Source organism: Halorubrum ezzemoulense (genome assembly GCF_004126515.1).
GTDB lineage: Archaea > Halobacteriota > Halobacteria > Halobacteriales > Haloferacaceae > Halorubrum > Halorubrum ezzemoulense.
The window spans coordinates 2493754-2513609 of sequence record NZ_CP034940.1 but is presented as its reverse complement, the minus strand read 5'-3'; the positions used below and the strand labels follow the sequence as shown (position 1 = coordinate 2513609).

Annotated in this window: 23 protein-coding genes; 14 read left to right on the top strand and 9 right to left on the bottom strand. The window is 70.6% G+C overall.

Features of this window, described 5'->3' with window-relative positions:
• Positions 1-4: 4 nt before the first annotated feature.
• A complete protein-coding gene (locus EO776_RS12720; protein WP_100050397.1) occupies positions 5-1774 on the top strand; it encodes a phospholipase D-like domain-containing protein in 1770 nt (589 codons plus the stop codon).
• Positions 1775-1810: 36 nt separating this feature from the next.
• Here the strand turns inward: EO776_RS12720 and EO776_RS12715 are convergent, their stop codons facing one another.
• Complete coding sequence (locus EO776_RS12715; RefSeq protein ID WP_094494533.1) at positions 1811-3757, bottom strand: DHH family phosphoesterase; 1947 nt, start codon at positions 3755-3757, stop codon at positions 1811-1813.
• A 117-nt stretch (positions 3758-3874) separates the two neighbouring features.
• Here EO776_RS12715 and EO776_RS12710 point away from each other — a divergent pair, with 117 nt between their 5' ends.
• The 5 genes from EO776_RS12710 to EO776_RS12690 all read left to right on the top strand — a co-directional run bounded on the left by EO776_RS12710 (position 3875) and on the right by EO776_RS12690 (position 7338).
• Positions 3875-4390 carry a Mov34/MPN/PAD-1 family protein gene (locus tag EO776_RS12710; RefSeq protein WP_049930371.1) on the top strand — a complete coding sequence of 172 codons (516 nt, stop codon included), beginning with the start codon at positions 3875-3877 and terminating at the stop codon, positions 4388-4390.
• Positions 4387-4839, top strand: a complete 453-nt coding sequence (locus tag EO776_RS12705; RefSeq protein WP_100050410.1) for an adenylyltransferase/cytidyltransferase family protein — start codon at positions 4387-4389, stop codon at positions 4837-4839. Before EO776_RS12710 ends, EO776_RS12705 begins: the two co-directional genes overlap by 4 nt.
• A 105-nt stretch (positions 4840-4944) precedes the next feature.
• Positions 4945-6348, top strand: a complete 1404-nt coding sequence (locus tag EO776_RS12700; protein ID WP_049930373.1) for a heme o synthase — start codon at positions 4945-4947, stop codon at positions 6346-6348.
• Between the two features lie 78 nt (positions 6349-6426).
• Complete coding sequence (locus EO776_RS12695) at positions 6427-6669, top strand: SelT/SelW/SelH family protein (RefSeq protein WP_049930374.1); 243 nt, start codon at positions 6427-6429, stop codon at positions 6667-6669.
• 114 nt (positions 6670-6783) lie between these two features.
• Positions 6784-7338 carry a hypothetical protein gene (locus EO776_RS12690; protein ID WP_049930375.1) on the top strand — a complete coding sequence of 185 codons (555 nt, stop codon included), beginning with the start codon at positions 6784-6786 and terminating at the stop codon, positions 7336-7338.
• Positions 7339-7355: 17 nt separating this feature from the next.
• Here EO776_RS12690 and EO776_RS12685 read toward each other — a convergent pair whose 3' ends face one another.
• On the bottom strand, positions 7356-9797 hold the full coding sequence (locus tag EO776_RS12685) for a heavy metal translocating P-type ATPase (RefSeq protein WP_129452434.1): 2442 nt from the start codon (positions 9795-9797) through the stop codon (positions 7356-7358).
• A gap of 70 nt (positions 9798-9867) precedes the next feature.
• On the bottom strand, positions 9868-10068 hold the full coding sequence (locus EO776_RS12680; RefSeq protein ID WP_086215829.1) for a hypothetical protein: 201 nt from the start codon (positions 10066-10068) through the stop codon (positions 9868-9870).
• Between the two features lie 97 nt (positions 10069-10165).
• Here EO776_RS12680 and EO776_RS19040 point away from each other — a divergent pair, with 97 nt between their 5' ends.
• The 5 genes from EO776_RS19040 to EO776_RS12660 all read left to right on the top strand — a co-directional run bounded on the left by EO776_RS19040 (position 10166) and on the right by EO776_RS12660 (position 13343).
• The gene (locus EO776_RS19040; RefSeq protein ID WP_007345353.1) at positions 10166-10342 is read left to right on the top strand and encodes a hypothetical protein; all 177 of its coding nucleotides are present in this window, start codon (positions 10166-10168) and stop codon (positions 10340-10342) included.
• A 6-nt stretch (positions 10343-10348) separates the two neighbouring features.
• The gene (locus EO776_RS12675; protein WP_007345352.1) at positions 10349-10858 is read left to right on the top strand and encodes a cytochrome c oxidase subunit II; all 510 of its coding nucleotides are present in this window, start codon (positions 10349-10351) and stop codon (positions 10856-10858) included.
• Positions 10855-12645, top strand: a complete 1791-nt coding sequence (locus tag EO776_RS12670) for a b(o/a)3-type cytochrome-c oxidase subunit 1 (RefSeq protein WP_086215828.1) — start codon at positions 10855-10857, stop codon at positions 12643-12645. The genes EO776_RS12675 and EO776_RS12670 overlap by 4 nt, the downstream gene beginning before the upstream one ends.
• Entirely contained in the window at positions 12642-12857 is a 216-nt protein-coding gene (locus tag EO776_RS12665) for a hypothetical protein (RefSeq protein WP_049930382.1), read from the top strand. The genes EO776_RS12670 and EO776_RS12665 overlap by 4 nt, the downstream gene beginning before the upstream one ends.
• A 99-nt stretch (positions 12858-12956) precedes the next feature.
• Positions 12957-13343, top strand: coding sequence for a thioredoxin family protein (locus tag EO776_RS12660; protein ID WP_049930383.1), 387 nt, complete (start codon positions 12957-12959; stop codon positions 13341-13343).
• A 197-nt stretch (positions 13344-13540) separates the two neighbouring features.
• On the opposite strand, the gene EO776_RS19035 is transcribed toward EO776_RS12660, so the two are convergent.
• Positions 13541-13678 carry a hypothetical protein gene (locus EO776_RS19035; protein WP_186279031.1) on the bottom strand — a complete coding sequence of 46 codons (138 nt, stop codon included), beginning with the start codon at positions 13676-13678 and terminating at the stop codon, positions 13541-13543.
• 82 nt (positions 13679-13760) lie between these two features.
• Between EO776_RS19035 and sufU the strand changes: the two genes are divergently transcribed.
• Complete coding sequence (gene sufU / locus EO776_RS12655; RefSeq protein WP_049930385.1) at positions 13761-14183, top strand: Fe-S cluster assembly sulfur transfer protein SufU; 423 nt, start codon at positions 13761-13763, stop codon at positions 14181-14183.
• Between the two features lie 88 nt (positions 14184-14271).
• Positions 14272-15006 (top strand): Sjogren's syndrome/scleroderma autoantigen 1 family protein, encoded by a 735-nt coding sequence (locus tag EO776_RS12650; RefSeq protein ID WP_094521070.1) that lies wholly within the window; start codon positions 14272-14274, stop codon positions 15004-15006.
• 308 nt (positions 15007-15314) lie between these two features.
• Here EO776_RS12650 and glmM read toward each other — a convergent pair whose 3' ends face one another.
• A complete protein-coding gene (gene glmM / locus EO776_RS12645; protein ID WP_049930388.1) occupies positions 15315-16679 on the bottom strand; it encodes a phosphoglucosamine mutase in 1365 nt (454 codons plus the stop codon).
• Positions 16680-16811: 132 nt separating this feature from the next.
• Here glmM and EO776_RS12640 point away from each other — a divergent pair, with 132 nt between their 5' ends.
• The gene (locus EO776_RS12640) at positions 16812-17402 is read left to right on the top strand and encodes a hypothetical protein (protein ID WP_086215826.1); all 591 of its coding nucleotides are present in this window, start codon (positions 16812-16814) and stop codon (positions 17400-17402) included.
• A 52-nt stretch (positions 17403-17454) separates the two neighbouring features.
• On the opposite strand, the gene EO776_RS12635 is transcribed toward EO776_RS12640, so the two are convergent.
• The 4 genes from EO776_RS12635 to EO776_RS12620 all read right to left on the bottom strand — a co-directional run bounded on the left by EO776_RS12635 (position 17455) and on the right by EO776_RS12620 (position 19792).
• Complete coding sequence (locus EO776_RS12635) at positions 17455-18063, bottom strand: DUF7504 family protein (RefSeq protein WP_086215825.1); 609 nt, start codon at positions 18061-18063, stop codon at positions 17455-17457.
• Between the two features lie 43 nt (positions 18064-18106).
• Positions 18107-18499, bottom strand: a complete 393-nt coding sequence (locus EO776_RS12630) for a hypothetical protein (RefSeq protein ID WP_086215824.1) — start codon at positions 18497-18499, stop codon at positions 18107-18109.
• The gene (locus tag EO776_RS12625; protein WP_094521068.1) at positions 18499-19194 is read right to left on the bottom strand and encodes an RAD55 family ATPase; all 696 of its coding nucleotides are present in this window, start codon (positions 19192-19194) and stop codon (positions 18499-18501) included. Before EO776_RS12625 ends, EO776_RS12630 begins: the two co-directional genes overlap by 1 nt.
• A 124-nt stretch (positions 19195-19318) precedes the next feature.
• Positions 19319-19792 carry a chemotaxis protein CheW gene (locus EO776_RS12620; RefSeq protein ID WP_049930396.1) on the bottom strand — a complete coding sequence of 158 codons (474 nt, stop codon included), beginning with the start codon at positions 19790-19792 and terminating at the stop codon, positions 19319-19321.
• Positions 19793-19856 lie beyond the last annotated feature (64 nt).

The following is a 19856-nucleotide window of genomic DNA, read 5'->3' as shown; positions in this document are numbered from 1 at the left end:
CCTCGTGTCACCCGCTCCGTTCCGTGTCCCGATCCACTCGACCGCGAGCGTCGCCGCCGTCGTCGCGCTCGGACTGCTCGTCTCCGCGGCCGTCGTCCCGGTCGCCGTCGCTGGCGATGCCGGAACCGGCCCGGGAGTCGGCAGACTCGACCCCGGCGGCGCTGCCACCGCACCGTCGAACGAGAGCCCCGAGAACCTGACGCTCGTGTCCACAACGCCGCGGATCGTCGAGCTGTTCCCGAACCCGACGACCGCGGAGAACCGCGGCGAGTACCTCGTCGTCCGGCTCCCCGAGCGCGGGAACTGGTCGCTCGCCGACGGACACCACGAGGCGGAGGTCCCGGCGAACGCCAGCGGCCTCGTCGCCCTCTCGATGGACCCCGCGAACGCGACGCCCCTGCTCGCCGACGAGACCGCGGTCGCCGGCAACGGCGGCACCGGGGACCCGACGCTCCGCGCGCTCGACGACCACTTCCCGCTCGCCGCGTCGGGCGACCGGATCGCGCTCCGCCGGAACGGGACGACGGTCGCCGCGGTCGACTACGACCGCGCGCCCGAGGGACACCGGTGGCGCGCCGACTGGGGGGAGTGGCGACCCCGCGGGTACGAACGGCGGTCGCCGCGTCGGACCGCGAACGCCGCCGTGACGCCGTTCGTTCTCCCCGACAGCCCCGGCCTGCCGGTCGAGCCGCTCCGCGACGCCGAGGACCGCCTGTTCGTCGCCGGCTACACGCTGACCTCGGAGCGGGTCGCCGACGCGCTCGTCGCCGCCGCGGACCGCGGCGTCCGCGTCCGCGTGCTGCTGGAGGGGTCGCCGGTCGGCGGTTTCCCGGCGCGGAGCGCGGAGCTGATCGACCGGTTGACGGCCGCCGGCGTCGAGGTCCGGATCCTCGACGGCGAGGTAGAGCGGTTCCGGTTCCACCACCCGAAGTACGCGGTCGCCGACGACCGCGCGGTCGTCCTCACGGAGAACTGGAAGCGGTCCGGCACGGGCGGGCGGAGCAACCGCGGCTGGGGCGTCGTCGTCGGAAGCGACGACACCGTGGACGCGGGCGGTCCCGGGACCGAGCGCGACGCGCTCGTCGCGGAGGACCTCGCCGCGCTGTTCGCCGCGGACTTCCGGGCGCGGGACGCGCGCTCGTGGCGCGCCTTCCGCGCCGACACCGAGTTCCACGGCGGCGGGCGCGTGAACGGCTCGTACCCGACGCGGTTCGACGCGCCCGCGAAGCCCGCCACGGCGAACGTGACCGTCCTGACCGCGCCGGGGAACGCCGCCGACCGGATCGTCGCGCGGATCGACGCCGCGGACGAGCGGGTGCTCGCGGTCGTGCCGCGGGTCGGCGGTCCCGACGATCGGACCGTCCGCGCGCTCCGACGCGCGGCCGACCGCGGGGTCGACGTCCACCTGCTGCTCTCGGACGCGTGGTACGACCGGGAGGCGAACCGGAACCTCTCCGAGTCGCTCAGAGACGAGCCGATCGCCGTCGACCTCGCCGAGCCGCGCGGCCGGTTCGAGAAGGTCCACGCGAAGGGGCTGGTCGTCGACGACACGGCGCTCGTCGGCAGCCTCAACTGGAATCCGAGCGCGGAGACGAACAACCGCGAGGTGGTGCTCGCGGTCGAGAACGAGTCGGTCGCCGACTTCTACGCTCGCGCGTACGCGGCCGACTGGCGGGGCGGCGGAATCCAGCTTCCGATCGCCTTCGTCGCCGGGTTCGGCGTCGCGCTCGCGGGAGCCGGCGCCGTCGCTCGACGGGAGCTCGCGTTCGGCTGAGAAACGAGGTCGGTGCGAACGGCCGCGGCGGCCGGCTCAGTCGTCGAGCGCGATCGTCGACGAGAGCGCCTCGTCGATCTCCGCCCCCGCCATCTTCTCGACCAGCGTCTCGATCACTTCGCTCCGGCGGCGCTTCACGAACTTGATCGAGCCGACGACGAGGTGGCCGCCCCCGGAGACGCCGGCCTCGGGGAGTTCCTCGTTCAGCTCGGTCACCATGTTCGGGATGTCGAGCCGGACGCCGTCGGACCGGAGGACGCAGAAGTCGGGGCCGTAGCCGATGGTGATGACGGGGTCGCCGGTCTCTTTCACTCTCGTGTCGTGGAGCTCGCCGGTCGTCTTGCCCGGCGCGGGGTAGGTGAATCGGTGCGCGTACTCGTCTAAGTCGATCCGGTAGAGGTGCGCGCCGGAGGCGAGCCGCTCGTGGTCGACGTGGTCCTCGACGGCGTCGAGCTGGCGCTCCACGTCGCGCTCGGCGCGCTCCGAGAGGAACTCGACGAGCTCCTCGTGGCGCGCCTCGTCGTCGCAACCGACGTTGAGCGCGTCGTTGACCAGGGTCTTCCCCTCGGAGTAGCGGAGCCAGTGGGCGGCGTAGTCGAGCGCCTCGCCGATGTCGAGGAGGTCGGACTCGTCGTACCCCGCGCCCTCGGCGAGCGCGACGTAGTCGTCCATCGCCTCCGCCTTCGAGCGGTCGGAGAGGCCGGCAACCGCCGGCACGTGTTCGAGCTCCTCGGTGAGCGACGGGTCGACGAGCCGGGCGAGCTCGACGCACATCATCCCGGTGGTGACCCGGTAGTCCTCGCCGTGGAGGTAGGGGTTCACGTGGGCGTCGAGCAGCGGCCCGACCGCCTCGGGGTCGGGGTGGTGGTGATCGACGGCCGCGATGGGGATGTCGTAGTGCGCGAGGTTCTCGTAGGCCGGCACGTCCTCCTCTGTCGACCCGTTGTCGAGCATGAGGAGGAAGGGAAGCTTCTGCCCGTGGCGCGCGCGGCCCTCCAAGGCGAAATTGAGGTCGCGGGTGACGTCCTCCATCTCGTAGTAGGGCGCCTTGCTCGGGAGCCGCTTGAACAGGTGTCGGGCGGCGTCGGGGTCGCCGTGGACCTCCTCGATGAGGTTCTCAACGGCGAGCTGTACCGGGATCGCGGCGCACATCCCGTCGCCGTCGGCGTGGTGTCGGACACGGATCGGGCGGCCGGCGAGGACCGTCCGGCGGAGCAACCGCGCGAGCTCGCGGAGGTCCTCGTGGATCGGCTCGAACGCCTCCCAGTCGACGAGCGGCTCGACGTCGGCCGGCTCGGCGCGCTCGTCGAGGGCCGCCTCGAAGCGTTCGCGGGCTTCGGCGGCGCGCTCGTCGGGGAGCCGCGTCAGCGAGTCGACCTCCAACTGGAGCGCGTTCTCGCGGCTCTCGATCGCCCCCGAGACGTGGACCATGTCGCCGACCTCGACCTCGGGGTACGCCCGGACCCCGGCGGACTCGAAGGCGGCACAGGAGAGGACGCCGGAGGCGTCCGCGACGGCGAAGACGGTGGGACCCCCCGTCTGTTTCGCCTGAACGACCTCGCCCTCGACGGTCACCTCGTCGCCCGGCGTGAGGCCCCGGACCCGAGAGACCGTCGGCTCGTGGGCGACCGTCTCGGTGCGGTAGTCGTCGGGGTCGACGTCGTCGAACGCCACGTCGCCGTTCTCCTTGACCTCGGTGAGCCGGACGATCAGCCGGTCGCCGACCGCGTAGTCGCCGTCGAGGTTCGACTCGTGGACCAGCCCGCTCACGGCGTCGGAGAGGTCGACGAACACGCCGTAGTCGACGACGCCGTTGACTTCGGCGTGGTACAGCTCGTCGACTGCGGCGTCTTCGAGGGTACAGTCCGGCGCCAGATCGTAGACGGTCGGCCGGTCGTCGGCCGCCCCCTCCGCCGCGTCGGCGTCGGGTTCGGGGCTCGAATCGCCCCGCGTGCCGGAATCCCCGGCGAAGTTTTCGCTCATGGGCAGCCTTCGGGAACGGCCGGTGTTAAGCCTGTTCTCTCGTGGGCTCGGGCCGGGAGTCCGCGTCGCGTTCCGCGGTCCGGAACCCCTATGAGGCGACGGCGACTTATCCCGCTTATGCGACTGTTCCGCTCGGACGAGCTCCTCGGCATCGCCCGAGAGACCCTGGATTTCGTCCTCGAGGCGAGCGAGGAGACGCACCCCAACGAGTACATGGGGTTCCTCCGCGCGGACGACGCCCGGAAGCTCGATCTCGACCGGGACGGACAGGTGATCACCGACGTGCTCGTCATCCCGGGCACGGAGTCGAGCCCGACGAGCGCCAGCGTCCGGACACACATGAAGCCGAACGACATGCGCGCGGTCGGGTCGGTCCACTCCCACCCCAACGGCGCGCTGCGGCCGAGCGACGCCGACCTCGCGACCTTCGGGCAGGGGAAAGTACACATCATCGTCGGCGCCCCCTACGGCTGGGGCGACTGGAAGGCGTTCGACAACGAGGGGCGACAGACCACCCTCGACGTCCTCGACGTGGAGGTGCCCGACGAGCACTTCTTCGATTTCACCCAGGAGGACATCGACCGGGAGCTCGACGAGCGCGACCGCGGCGGCTTCCTCTCGTGGTTCCGATGACGCGGGTCGTCGCGCAGGGGACGTTCGACCTGCTCCACCCCGGCCACGCCCACTACTTGGAGGACGCCGCGGCCCGCGGCGACGAGCTCCACGCCATCGTCGCCCGCCGGACCAACGTCACGCACAAGCCCGCACCGGTGCTGTGCGCCCGCCAACGGCGCGACATGGTCGCGGCGCTCGACGCGGTCGACGAGGCGCACCTCGGCGATCCGGGGGACGTGTTCGTCCCCATCGAGCGGCTCGACCCCGACGTGATCGTGTTGGGGTTCGACCAGCACCACGACGAGGCCGACATCGCCGACGCGCTCGCGGACCGGGGTATCGACTGCCGGGTCGAGCGCGCGTCCGGCCGCGAGCCGAAGTACGAGGACGAACTGCTCTCCAGTGGCGACATCGTCGACCGGATCCTCCGAGAGCGCGGCGGCGAGGCGGACGCGGACCGGGACTGAGCGCTGACGGACGCCGTCCGCTCGGGTCCGCGTTTTCGCCCGCCGCTCGCCGCCGTTTTGTCGAAGCGCGGAACATATATGGGTCCGATTCGTAATTCACGCCACGTGACGCTCCCAGACAGATTCCCCGCGGTGTTGGCCGCGGCCGCGATGGGCGTGTACCTGCTCGTCGTCGTCGGCGCCACCACCTCGCTCACCGAGGCGGCGACCGCCTGCGGCGCCTGGCCGGCCTGCGGGAACGGCGCCGCCCTCCCGACGGCGACCGAGGGGTGGATCGCCCTCGGCCACCGCGCCCTCGCCGCCGTCGTCGGTCTCCTCGTCGCGCTCTCCGCCGCGCTCGCGTGGCGGGACGGCGCCGACCGCCGGGTCAGGGTCGCGCTCGCCGTCGCGCTCGTCGTCTATCCCGCGCAGGCCGGCGTTGGCGCGCTCGTCGCGCTCGGCGACCTCCCGGCCGCGCTCGGCTCCGCGCACCTCCTGATCGGTATCGGAATCTTCGGGGCCGTCCTCGCCGCGCTCGCCTGGTGGCTGGAGGCCGAGACGGGCGACCCGGACGACGCGCCCGACGAGTTCGAACCCGGGACCGACGACCTGCCGCCGGTCGAGGAGGCCCCGGAACCGGACATCCCGTCGGCGGCGCTCCCGCGGCTGAAGGCGACCGCGACCGCGTACTTCCGGCTGATGAAGCCGCGGCTGATGTGGCTGCTCTGCCTCGTCGCCGCGGCCGCGATGGCGCTGGCGGGCGGCTCCGGTTTCACGCCGCCCGTCGTGGCGGCGACGCTCGCCGGCGGTGCGCTCTCGATCGGCGCCTCCGGGACGTTCAACCACGTCCTCGAACGCGACGTGGACAAGCGGATGCAACGCACCAGCGACCGCCCGCTCGCGACGGACCTCGTGCCCGTTCCGCACGCCCTCGCGTTCGGCGGTCTGCTGACGCTCGTCTCGCTCGGCCTGTTCTGGACGGTGAACTCCTTGACGGCCGCGCTCGGGCTCGTCGCGATACTGTTCTACAGCGTCGTCTACACGCTCGTCCTCAAACCGAACACGGTCCAAAACACCGTCATCGGCGGCGCGGCCGGCGCGCTGCCGGCGCTCATCGGGTGGGCCGCAGTCACGGGCGAGGTCGGCGGCGGCGGGGTGCTGCTCGCCGCGGTCATCTTCCTGTGGACGCCCGCACACTTCTACAACCTCGCGCTGGCGTACAAGGACGACTACGAGCGCGGCGGCTTCCCGATGATGCCCGTCGTCCGCGGGGAGACCGCGACGCGTCGGCACATCCTCTGGTACCTCGGCGCGACGCTGGTCGCCGCGGTCGCGCTCGCCGCGGCCGCCGACCCGCTCGGCGCGCTGTACGCGGTCGTCGGCGTCGGCGTCGGCGGGGTCTTCCTCTGGATGGTCGTCCGGCTCCACTACGAGCAGACCGAGGGGGCCGCCTTCCGCGCGTTCCACGCCTCGAACGCCTACCTCGGCCTGTTGCTGTTCGCCGTCGTCTTCGACGCACTGGTGGTCTGACACGGCGATATCGTCGCGAGCGCGCCGCGACCGACCGGGACCTGTCCCTTTAATCCTGTTCGTGTCCTACGCTGTGCCATGACACGCGTTGAAGTCGAGTACTGCGTCCCCTGTGGCATGTTGAACCGCGCCCGAGACGTCTCCGAGGCGATCCTCAAGCAGTTCGGCGAGAGCGTCGACGAGGTCGCTCTGGTGACCGGCGACGACGGCGTGTTCGTCGTCCGCGCCGACGGCGAGGTCGTCTTCGACAAGACCGAAGACGAGTACGACGTCGACGCCATCGTCCGCGCGGTCAAGCCGCACGTCGGCGCGACGGCGTAGTCACTCGGCTGTTCTCAGACTGGAGACGCCCGAGGAGGACTCTTCGACGGGTTACATTGATCACTGTTCTCACGCCGCAAGCTAATTACGACTCGCCGACAAATCTCGGTGACGATGTCGGACTCATCGGAGCGGACCCGGACCGAGGCGGTCGCCCCCGGCGATCCGGCGGTCGACGCCGCCGCCGAGAACCGGTCGCGGCTCGCGCGGACGTGGTACCGGTCGCGGTTCGGCGTCGGCGTCATCGCCGCCGACGTGCTCCTCACCGTCGGCCTCGCCGCCGGGGCGCTGCTGGTGACCGACGGCCCGTTCCCCGGGTTCGCCGGCCTCGGTTCCGGAGTCGTTCCGCCGTTCGTCCCCCTGTTCAGCCTGCTCGGCGCTCTGGGGTTCGTGTTCACCGCCCTCGTCGAGCGGTTCGACGCCTCCGTCGGCACGCTCGTCCGGTACAACCTCCGGCTGCCGGCCGCCCTGCCGCTCGGCGTCGGGGTGTACCTGCTCTCCGACATCCTTCTCGGCGGGACGACCGGCGACGCGCCCCTCGTCGCCGGCGTCGTCTTCCTCTCGGGACTGTACGTGAACCTCGCGTACAAGCGCCTGGGGGCGTTGGCGCGCCGCCTCCTCCCCGCGAGCGCCGATCGGAGCGCGGGCTCGGGAGACGGGGAGAGCTGACCCCGGCCACGCCGGACTCAGTCGGGGTCGAACACCGCACGCGCGGAGTTGGTCACGACGAGGATGCTGCTCGACGCCATCGCGAGCGCGGCCAGCAGCGGGTTGAGGACGCCGGATAACGCCAACGGGATCGCGACCGCGTTGTAGACGAACGCCCAGCCGAGGTTCTGTTTCAGCCGTCGGTTCGTCCCGCGCGTGACGGCGAACAGTTCGGGGACCGCCGAGAGCCGGTCCTCCAGGAGGACGGCGTCGGCCGCGTCCGCGGCGAGGTCGGTGCCGGAGGCGATCGAGACCCCGAGGTCGGCCGCGGCGAGCGCCGGCGCGTCGTTGCTCCCGTCGCCGACCATCGCGACCGAGCCGTCGGTGCCGAGCCGCCGGACCGTCTCGGCCTTCGCCTCCGGCGGCACCTCGGCGAACACCTCGTCGATCGCGGGGTGCTCCGCGAACCGCCTCGCGGCCGCGGGCGCGTCGCCGGTGAGCACCACCACCCGACGGCCGTCCGCGTCGAGGTCGGCGACCACCGACTCCCACCCGTCGCGCACCTCGTCGCCGACCGTCAGGACGCCGCGGCCGCGACCATCCCAGCCGACGTAGACGGGCACGTTCCCGCGGTCGCGGGCGGTCGCTCCCGCCTCGCGGAGCGCGTCCGGTATCGGCCAGCCGCGCTCGTCGAACAGGCCGGGGTGGCCGACGACGACCTCGTCGCCGTCGACGCGCCCCGCGACCCCGCGGTCGAAGACGTCCACGTCCGTCGCTGACGGGCCGCTCGGGGCGGGCGCGTCGTCGGTCTCGCCGACGCCGTCGGCGGTCGAGTCCGCCGCGGTCGCCGCGCCGCCGTCGGTCGCCGGCCGCTCAACCGTTCGCCCCTCCGAGTCCCCCAGCACTCCGGAGACGATCGCCTCGGCGACCGGGTGGACCGAGGCGCGCTCGACGGCGGCGGCGCGGTCTCGCACGCGGTCGACCGGCGTCCCCGCCGCGGCCGTCGCGTCGAGCAGCCGCATCTCGCCGTCGGTGAGCGTCCCGGTCTTGTCGAGGACGACGGTGTCGACGTCGCTCGCCGACTCGAAGACGGCGTCGGAGACGACGACGATGCCGCGGTTCGCGGCGTCGCGGATCCCGGCGGCGACCGCAAGCGGCGTCGCCAGGCCGAGCGCGCACGGACACGAGACGATGAGCACCGTCAGCCCGACGAGCGCGGCCTCGATCGGCGCCGACCCGAGCGCCAGCGTCGCGGCGGCGCCGACGGTCGCGACCGCGACGACGAGGGGGACGAACACCGTCGCCAAGCGGTCGACGAGCCTCTGGACGCCGGACCGCGAGCTCTGGATCTCCCACAGCAGCCGCACGAGGGTGTCGAGGGTGTTCGCCGCGTCCTCGCCGACCTCGACGACGACCGGCGAGTCGGTGACGACGGTCCCGCCCCGGACCGCGTCGCCCTCGCGTTTCGTGGCGGGGAGGGACTCGCCGGTGACGAGCGCCTCGTCGACAGCGGCCGTTCCCTCGGCGACGGTCCCGTCGAAGGGCACGCGCTCGCCGGGGCGCACGAGCAGCCGGTCGCCGGGGTCGACCGCGTCGGCGGCGACGGTCTCGCCCGCCTCGGTCCGCACCGTCCGGTCCTCGGTCGTCGTCAGGTCGGCGAGCATGCCGGTCGCCCGCCGCTTGATGATCGACTCGTAGTGGTTGCCGGCGGTGACGACCAGGATGACGGCGATGGTCACGTCGAAGTAGAGGTCGGTCCGGCCGACGAACAGCGCGAGCGTGCTGTAGACGTACGAACTCGCGGCCGCGAGCGACACCAACAGGTCCATGTTCGGCTGCCGGGCCCGGAGGCTCACGTACGCGCCCCGCAGGATCGGGTAGCCGGTGTAAAACAGGACGATGGAGGCGAACACCCAGATCTGCGCGAACAGGTACGTCCCGGAGACGCCGCCTAAGTCGAGTATCGGCTCGTACCCGAAGTAGGTCGGATACAGGAAGAGGACGTACCACAGCATCGCCATCATGCCGAAGAACCCGCCGCCGATCAGGAATCGCACGACCGCGTCGTCGTCCTCCGCGTCCGGGTCCGCGCGGTCGCTCGCCGAGTAGCCCGCGACCGAGAGCCGCCCGGGAAGCTCCTCGGCGCTCACGGCGTCGGGGTCGTAGTCGACCCGGATCGTGTCCGTGGCGTAGCTCGCCTCGGCGGCCGCGACCCCCTCCTGCTCGCCGGCCGTCATCTCGAGGAACGACTCGCAGGTGGCGCAGTGCATCCCGTCGACGTGGAGGAACGTCGTCTCGCCGTCGAACTCGTCGCCCGGCGTCGCGTCCGGCCGCTGCTCGTCGAGGTCGTCGAGGTCCTCGACGTCGTCCAGCGACCGCGCGACGGTCAGACAGCCCCGGCAGCAGAACTCGCCGTCGACGTCGGGCGCGGTGTGCGGGTCATCCCCAGTCGGGAGGTCACAGAGCGTACAGCCTGTCATTGGTGGTCCGTTCGCGGTCGGTGGGGCGGTCCGCGGACCGGGGGCGGCGGGTCCCGCGGTTCGTGATCGATTACGCGTGCTCGGAGTCGGCCGAGTCGCCGGCGAACCCCGGGAGGGTCCCGCCGGTCGCGATCCGGAGGCTCCCCCAGATGAGCAGGACGTTCACCAGCGTCACCGCCACGACGAACTCCGCCCGGTCGGCGATGAACACCACCGCGGGGACGAGTCCGCCGAGGACGAGGAGTACGGCCTGTTGGATCGAGAAGTCCATGCCGTAGCCATGCGCTCGCCGGAAATATATAACACCCGTGTTTTCAGGGTGCGAGAACGGGTAGATCTTATATGGCTCTCTACTGTCAAAGTCGCCTATGGGCCAAAGTGAGGCAGCAAACGCTCCGACTGACGATGTCGGCGGCGAGGGAGAGGATTTCGACCCGATCGGCACGCTCACGCTCATCGGAATTTACTTCGCAATCTTGGTACTCGCGTGGGTGTACATCTACTTCGTAGAGTTCCTCGGCCGGGACCTCGTCGTGGTGGGGTGATCACACGTGCACATTCACGCCTACGAGAAGCTCTGGCTCGCGCTGTCGATCGTCCTGATTCTCGCGCTCATCGGCACCGTGACCTACGGGGCGGTCGGTCCCGGCGTGGCGATGGTCGCCGACTCGCAGTCGACGGTCGACGCCGCGGCGCTCGACGAGGACGAGCGGTTCTCCGAGCCCCGCGTCGAGCAGGTGGGCGAAAACGAGTACGAGGCGTACATCGTCGCCTACCAGTTCGGCTTCGAACCGTCTCCGATCGTCGTGCCGGCGAACAGCACCGTGACGTTACACGTCACCTCTCGCGACGTGATACACGGCTTCGAGGTCGTCGGCACGAGTGCGAACACGATGGCCGTCCCCGGCGAGGTCTCGGAGATCACGGTCGAGACCGAGGAGCCGACGGAGTACGGGCTCGTCTGTAACGAGTACTGCGGCGCCGGTCACCACGTCATGGAAGGAAAGATCAACGTCGTGAGCCAGTCGGAGTTCGAGAGCCGCGGAGGTGACTCAGAATGAGCACCGCCATCGAGTCCGAACAGACGTTCGTCGACAAGTTCCCGGACGAGGCGAGGGTCGTCCGCGCGGCCTTCCTGAGCTCCTTCTTCGCCCTGTTGCTCGGCGCGATCTTCGGGATCATCCAGACGCTCCACCGGACCGACGTCGCGCGGATCATCCCCTCGACCGACTACTACACCGTCCTCACCGCGCACGGCGTGTTCATGGTGATCAGCTTCACGATATTCTTCCTCGTCGGGCTGTTCACCTGGGCGCTGACGCGCAGTCTGGACCGGCCGCTCCTGAACATCAAGATCACGTGGACGTGGTACGGGCTGATGGCGACCGGCATGACGCTCACGGGGATCTCGATCCTCGCCGGGTTCGTCGATTCCATCGACATGAGCGCGGACGTGCTGTACACGTTCTACGCGCCGCTTCAGGCGCACCCGCTGTTCTACGCCGGGCTCACCGTGTTCATCGTCGGGACGTGGATCGCGGGCGCCGACTGGTTCCGGACGTTCCTCGCGTGGCGGCGCGAGCACCCCGACGAGCGGATCCCGCTCCAGACGTTCATGGTGCTGACGACGATGACGATGTGGTACATCGCCTCGTCCGCCGTCGCCGCCTCCGTCCTGCTGTTCCTGCTCCCGTGGTCGCTCGGCTTCATCGACCAGGTGAACCCGACGCTCACCCGGACGCTGTTCTGGTTCTTCGGCCACCCGGTCGTCTACTTCTGGCTCATGCCGGCGTACATGCTCTGGTACACCGTCCTGCCGAAGATCGCCGGCGGCCGCCTCTTCAGCGACCCGCTGGCCCGGGTCGTGTTCGTGCTGTTCGTTCTCCTCTCGACGCCGGTCGGGATCCACCACCAGTACCTCGACCCGGGGATCGCCGAGGGGTTCAAGTTCATCTCGATGACGAACACGATGTTCCTGCTGTTGCCCAGCCTGCTCACCGCGTTCACGGTCGTCGCGAGCGTCGAGTACGGCGCCCGTCAGCGCGGCGGCACCGGGCTGTTAGGCTGGCTCACGAACCTCCCGTGGCGCAAGCCGGAGTTCACCGGCATGATGCTTGCCGGCCTGATGTTCGCGGCCGGCGGCTTCTCGGGCATGGTCAACGCCGGGATGAACATCAACTACCTCATCCACAACACGCTGTGGGTGCCGGGTCACTTCCACCTCACCGTCGGGACCGCGGTCGCGCTGACGATGATGGCCGGGACCTACTGGATCTGGCCGCAGATCAGCAACAAGCCGATCTACAGCAGCCAGATCGGGCTGTTCCAGGTCGTCCTCTGGTTCATCGGCATGGCGCTGATGTCGAACGCGATGCACGCGCAGGGGCTCCTCGGCGTCCCGCGACGCACCGCCGAGCCGGAGTACTCCGGCTTCGACTACCCGACGATGTTCGGCGGCTTCGAGGAGCTCAACATCCAGATCGCGATCGGCGGGACCCTGCTCTTCGTCTCGACGATCCTCTTCCTCGGGAACCTCGTGTTGACGATGGGGAACCCGAAGGTGTCCGGGCTCGCGGAGCCGCTCCCCAGTCCGGTCTCCGGCGCGGAGGACGCGCCGCAGGTGCTCGATAACCTCCGCCTGTGGGTCGGCATCGCGCTCACGCTCGTCGTCCTCGCGTACGCGCTGCCGATCGCGGCGATCATCAACCGCGGCGGACTGCTCGGACCGGGCGTCGGCACCTATCCGGTGTGGCTCGCGCCGCTGTTCGACGCGCTGGCAGATGCGGCCGCCCCGCTGTTCGGCGCCGTCGCCGACCTCTCGGCCTCGCTCATTGAGGTGGTCCGATGAGCGTCGACATCTCTCGCGGCGGGCTGCTCGTGACGCTCGCGATCTTCGGCGTGATCGTCTACGAGCTCCGGACCGTGCTCGACTTCGTCGGTGTCGAGCTGCCGATCATCCCGTACATGGGGGCCGTCTTCGTCCTCGCCGGGGCCTCCGTCTGGTACGTCACGCTGAAGGGCGGGTGGCGGACCGAGCCCGAGCCCGACGAACCGGCGTAGCGACGCCGGTCATTCCCGCCGACGCGCCCTCGCGCTCTTCTCTCCGACGTCGACCGCGTCGACGGAAGCAGTTATCACCGTCGACGCCCAATAATGCGTATGGAATCCAATACTGCCTCGAACGCCTCCGAGGCGCCCTCCTCCGGATCGTCCGGCACCGACCGGCCCGTTTCGCTCGCGGACGAGGACGCTCTCGACGCCTTCGTCGCCGACGCGGACGCCGCGCTCGTGGAGTTTTACACCGACGGCTGCGGCATCTGTGCCAGCATGGAGCCGGTGATCGGGAACGTGGCCCGCGGCGCCGAGGCCGACTTGGCGGTCGGCCTGGTGAATCCCCGCGACGACCCGCCGCTGGTCGAGCGGTTCGACGTGCGGAGCGTCCCGCTGTTCGTCCTCTTCGTCGACGGCGAGCCGGTCGCGCGGCGCGCCGACGGGTTCATTTCGGGCGACGACCTGACGGCGTGGGTCGACGAGCACGCGGCCTGACCGAGGCTGATGTGTCGGTCCGGACTCGTTCCGGGGGTCGCCGACGGACACCACTGAAGCCCCAGTCGCGAGCCGGGCGCACGCTCGTTGCGTTCCTCGCTCAGTCGCTCCACTCTGTCGCTGTGGTACGTACACCGCCTTTGCCCGCCTCACGACTGCCCCTTCGAGTGCCACCCCGTACCGCTCGGCCCCGCACCTCACACCTCCCCAGCCTCGGCGGACGCACCGGCGCCGGCGCCGCCGCGCCGGCCCGCCGCCTCCCTCGTGCGTGCTGGCTTCGCGGCCGCCGCTGACGGCCGCTCGCAGGTGCGCGCCACCGCACTTTCCGTACTCACTCGTCGTTTGACTCTCACCTATTTATAAACGATCGCGCTCGACGGAACCCTTTTGAGCCGGAGCGGCGTACTGTGCGCCAGTATGGGACTGGGCTCGGACATGTACCGACAGCAGATCCTCGACCACTACAAGAACCCGCGAAACTACGGGGAACTCGAGGATCCGGACTTCACGCACGTCGGCGAGAACCCCTCCTGTGGCGACACAATCCGGATGGACGTGGACCTCGACGACGAGGAGCAGACGATCGAGGCGGTGCGGTTCACGGGCGACGGGTGCGCCATCTCGATGGCCTCCGCGAGCATGCTCTCGGAGCGGCTCCACGGGATGAACGTCGACGAACTCGACGGGCTCGACACCGACGACGTCACTGAGATGCTCGGCGTCGACATTTCGCCGATGCGCGTGAAGTGCGCGGTGCTGGGGCGACAGGTCGCGCAGGACGGCGCGAAGATCCACCGCGGCGAGCTCGACCCCGACGACCGGACGGTCACCGAGGAGTGAGCCCGCGGGCCGACGGCGCCCGTCGGCTCCCGCCACGGCTCGTCCCGAGCCCACCGGACTTTTGCCCGCGAACCACGTTCGTCAGCCCATGAGCGACGACTTCGACAAGGAGGCGGAACGCGAGAAGCTCCGCGAGAAGTTCGCGGACGACGAGCAGAAGCGCGAGCACACCCAGCGGATGTCCGAGCTCCTCCTGAAGGGCGCGACGATGACGAACCGCCACTGCGAGGAGTGCGGCGACCCCATCTTCCGTCACGACGGTCGCGAGTTCTGTCCCACCTGCGGGAACGAGGCCGGCGGCGCGGCGGGGGCGAACGAGGCGACCGGGACCGCGGCGGAGCCGGACGCGGCGGGAGGCACCGAGGCGACGGGAGCCCCGCCGGACGTGGACGCCGGCGCGGCGGACGGCGTCGCCGAGAACGGCTCGGTGGGTGCCGACTCCGGTGTGACCGATTCCGCCACGACCGAGTCCGGTGCGACCGAGAGCGCGGGGCCGCGGCCCTCCCGCTCGGCTGCCGTGCAGTCACAGGGGTCGGCGCCGCCGCAGGAGTCAGCGCCGCCGCAGGGGTCAGCGCCGCCGCAGCAGTCCGACTCCCAGCGGCCCGAGCCGCGGCGGCCCGACTCCCGACCGCCCGAGTCCGGGCGACCCACCCCGCCTCAGTTGACGGACGACGCCGAGGGCGTCGGCACTGCCCGCGCGTCGCTGACCCGGACGCTGACGCGGTTCGCCCGCGCCGCCGAGGAGACGGACGACCCGCGGCGCGCCCGCGACCACCTCGAAGCGGCCCGCGAGGCGGCCGAGGCGCTGGCGGCGCTGGACTGACGCTACTTATAAACACGTCCCCGTGTCGCGGTCGCGGTCGAGGTCTCGGCTGTCGGTTAACAACCTGATCCCGGTAGATCGGCGGCGAGCCCCACCAGAGTCTCGGCCGACCGTTTATGAGTAATCGACTGCGGATCGCCGGCAATCACCGCCAAAGCCCCGCGACCGCGCCTCACGCCTCCCCAACCTCGCGGCTCCCTCCGCTTCGCTCCGGTCGCCGCGTCCCTCGCGCGTGCTGTCTCGCGGCCGCCGGTGGCGGCCGCTCGCAGGCACGCGCCACCGCAGTTTCGATTATCAAATAGCCTGCGCTACCGCCCGCTCTCGACGGCGACGCGCATGTCCGCCGCCAGCCGCTCGGCGCGGTCGGCGTCGGCGGACTCGGCGTAGATCCGGATCTTCGGCTCGGTGCCCGAGGGGCGGACCAGCACCCACGCGTCGCCGTAGTCGAGCCGATAGCCGTCCGTCGTGTTCGGCTCCGCGTCGGCGGTCTCGACGTAGGCGCGGGCGGCCGAGAGCATCTCGTCGCGCTCGTCGTCGTCCGCGTACTCGACGTTCTCCCGCACGAAGTGGTAGTCGGTGTACGGCGCGACGACCTCGCTGACGGGCGCGCCGTCCGCGGCCGCGAGCAGTTCGAGGAAGCGCGCGCCGATGTACGCCCCGTCTCGCGAGAGCCGGTACGGCGGGAAGAACAGCCCGCCGTTCCCCTCGCCCGCGATGGGGACGTTGACCCCCTCGTCGTGGAGGTCGCGCGTCCGGGTGATGATGTTCGTCGCGCCGATGGGTGTCAGTTCGAGGTCGGCGTCGTTGGCGGCGCAGACGTCGACGAGCCGCTGGGAGACGTTGACCGCGCTAACGACTGCGTCGCCCGGTTCGAGACAGGCGTCCGCCAGCGCCGCGAAGGAGGTGTCGCCGTCGACGAACCGCCCCCGCTCGTCGACGAAGACGGCACGGTCTGCGTCGCCGTCGTGCGCGATCCCCACGTCGGCGTCGGAGGTCGCGACCAGCCGCGAGAGGTCCGCGAGGTTCTCGGGGACCGGCTCGGAGTCGCGGCCGGGGAAGTGGCCGTCCGGCGTCGCGTTCACCGTCAACACCTCACAGCCGAGTTCGCGGTAGATCCGGGGGGACGCGACCGAGGCCGCGCCGTGACCGGGGTCGACCGCGACCGTGAGGTCGGCGTCCGCGACCGCCTCGCGGTCGACCGCAGCGGTCAGTTGGTCGGCGTAGTCGTCGACGGCGCCATCGATCGGCGTCGTCGCGCCGGCCGACCGCCAGTCGGCGTGGTCGTACTCGTCGTCGAGGACGCGCCGCTCGATGCGCTCTAACACGTCGACGGAGAGCTCGACGCCGTCGGCGCCCACCAGCTTGATGCCGTTGAACTCCGGCGGGTTGTGCGAGGCGGTGACGAGGACCGCGGGGACCCCGTCGGCCTCGCAGTAGTTCCCGACCGCGGGCGTGGGCACGACGCCGAGGCGGTCGACGTCGCAGCCGACCGCGGCGAGGCCGCTCGCGGCCGCGTTCGCGAACAGCTCGCCGGTGGTCCGCGTGTCGCGCGCGACGGCGACGCGGTCGGCGTCCCACACCGTTCCGGCCGCCTTCGCGATGTCGAGGACGAGCGCGGGCGTGAGGTACCGCAGCGCGACCCCGCGGATGCCACTCGATCCGAACAGCTCCATGCGGGGCCATCCGCCGGCCGAGGGGAAAGCGGTTCCGAACCGCTCGGCCGGTCGCGTGTCGCTCGACCGACATCCGCGGTCGTTCCCGCGACGACGCGTGCGGTTCATGCCGGTGGCGTTCGTTCGACCCATATGGACCACACGCGACGCGACGCGCTCGCCGGGAGCGCGCTCGCCCTGTCCGTCGCGACGGCGGGCTGTCTCGACTTCGCGGCGGGCGACGGACCGCAGGGCCCGGAGGGAACGCCGGCGACGCTGACCTGCGACGACGACGGGTTCGTCCGCCTCGGTCAGCCGTTCGAGGCGTCGGTCACCGAGACCCTCGTCGAGACGGACGAGACGACCGTTGAGCTCTCCACGGAGGGAGCGACCGAGACGTACGGCCAGTCGCTCCGGCTCGTCCTCCGGAACACCGGCGACGCTCCCGCCGCCACGCTCGGCGAATCCACCTACTCGCTCCAGCGCGAGACGGGGGAGGGGTGGCTCGACATCCGCGGCTCCACCTTGGGCGAGGCGGTCGAACTCCCCCGGACCGAGGCGTCGCTCGACACGAGTTCGGCGTACTCCTGGGACATCACGTTGACCGAGTCGGCGATCGCCGACGCGGTCGACGGCGTCGACTTGGAGGTCTGCCCGCCGCTGGGCGACGGCACCTACCGGTTCGTCTACTGGGGGCTCGTCGACGCGCCCCCGATCGGCGCGGAGTTCGAACTGGTGGGGTGAGGCCGGTTCGACGCGAGCCGCGGAGATCTCGGGCCACGGTGCGGCTCCCGGCTCAGAAGGGCTCCCAGTCCGACGGCTGGCCGACCCGGCCACGGACGCGGAACTCCCGCGCGTCGTCGTCGACGCGGGTCTCGACGACGACCTCGAACGGCTCGTGGAGGGTGTGAACGACCTGTTCGTCGTGGGCGGTCGAGCCGACGACCCCGACGAACGGCCACCCCTCGCCGGAGGTCTGCGAGGTCATTACCCGGGTGAACCGGTAGATACGCTCTGGCTCCCAGTACATCAACAGCTGGGACAGCGAGTAGACGCCGACTGCGCGGTCGCGGCCCACGGAGGACTCGACGATGTCGGTGAACTTGATCCCGATGTCGGTGAGGTTGCCGGCGCTGGCGACGTACTTCGTCGCCGGCGTGTCCTCGCGCTTGTCGCCCTGCTCGTGGGTGACGCAGTCGATGACGACCACGTCGTCGCCGTCCGCCCCCGTCAGCTCCTCGTAGTCCTCGCGGACCTTCTCCGCGGTCCGTCCCGTCGAGATCACGACCGGGCCCGTGGACCACCCTGCGAGCAGCCGGTTGAACAGGTCGTACTTCCCGCTCATCGGCGGACCGCTGATGAGGACGCTGTCGGCACCGCGGACAGCGTCGGGAAGCACAGTCATTTTGTGGACGTGAGAGTGTGTCGGGTAAAACCCTTCCGAGGGATCACTTTCGAAGCATGGAGGGGAGGTCGAGCGACGAGGGCGGGCCCTCCCGCGGCCCGTCGGTGAGTGTCAGTTCGCGTATCGCCCCGGGGAGCGCGGCCGGCACCGGAGACTCGCGCGGTGCGCCGGCGCCGTCGACGAGCGACGACCAGACAGCCTCGTCCTCCGGGTCGTCCCGCTCCGCCTTCGCCTCCAGCGCCTTCGTTCGCCCCTCGTCGTACGCCAGCTCGACGATGCTCCGGTCGTAGCCCCCCGAGAACGTCTCCAGCACGCGGTCGAGCTCCTCCGGGCGGGGGTTGTCGACGCCGGCCGCGACGCCCAGCGCGAAGGCGCGCTCGACCGCCTCCTCGCGGGAGAGGTCGTCCCACTCCGTGCCGAACGTGCGGTCGTACATCAGTGTGTCACCGTCGCCGCCGGGCCGACGCGGAGCCCGCCGTCGGTGAACTCCACGTCTTGGATGTCGGTGTCGACGTCCGTTCCCCGCATCTTCAGCACCTGGACCCCGCGGCGCATCCCCTCGTCTTCGAGGTAGTTGTGCATGAAGACGACGCCGTGCGCGAGGTAGTGCTCCTCGGAGTACGCGCTCGGGTCGGTCATCTCGGAGATCAGAAGCGTCGTCGCGTCCGTCCGCTTCAGCGAGGAGAGCAGCTGGATCATCGTGTCCTCGTCGTCGTCTAAGAGGAACCGCAGCAGCATCGTCGAGTCGAAGACGACGCGGTCGATGTCGCGGGAGTTGATGAACCCGGTGAGCCGGTTGGTGACCCCCGAGCGGTCGCGGCGGTCGCCGGGGAGCCCGAAGAAGCGCCGGCCGTCCGACGAGAAGGAGTCGAGGAAGGTGACGCGGTCGGAGTCGAGCGCGCGGTCGAACCCGAAGTCGTAGCCGCTCATGTCCTCGCGGATCCCGTCCTTCGTCTCGTGCATGCTGATGTAGAGGACGTCCTCGCCGTTCCGAGCGCCTTGGGCCGCGAACTGTGAGCAAAACGTCGTTTTCCCGCTCCCGGGCGGGCCGCTGACAACGTAGAGGCGGTCCTCGGGGAACCCGCCGTTGACGAGGTCGTCGAACCCCGGGACGCCGCTTGAGACGCGCATACGTAGGGACCCGTTGGACGGCTGATAAGCGTTGGCACCCGGTTCTCACCCGTGAGAACCGATCGCCGGCGGACGCCGACGGGGTCGCCGACGCGGTCGCCCGGCGCTCGCTCCGCCCTTTCGGCTACGCTTCCGCGGCCTCGACGTCGTCAAGGTCGCCTGCGATGGCCTCGTCGACGTCCGGCGAGACCCACACGACAAACCGGTCGTCCGACTTGACGATACCGCGGACGCCCTCGTCCTCGACGGTAGTGCTCTGATCGACGTCCTCGGGCGAGACGTCGCGAACCTGGAACACCTCATCGACCATCCAGCCGACCGTGCCGCCCTCGTCGATCTCGTCGTCGTCGAAGACGACGATCCGCTCTCGCGGACCGGCCTCGTCGATGTCGAACAGCGTCTTCGGGTCGACGATCGTCGTCGTCCGGCCGCGGAGGTCCATGACGCCCTCGACGTGGTCCGGCGAGTTGGGGATCCGCGTGAGCTCGCCGGCGTCGACGATCTCGTCGATGACGCCGATGTCCAGACAGTACGTCCCGTCGCCCAGGCCGAACTCCAGCACCTTGGTCGGTTCGGCGTCCGCCTCTGTGGCTGCCATGCCCGTACCTGCGGTGAACCGACAAATAACCGTGTTCCCTGAATTATCAGGGGTGATTACTGGG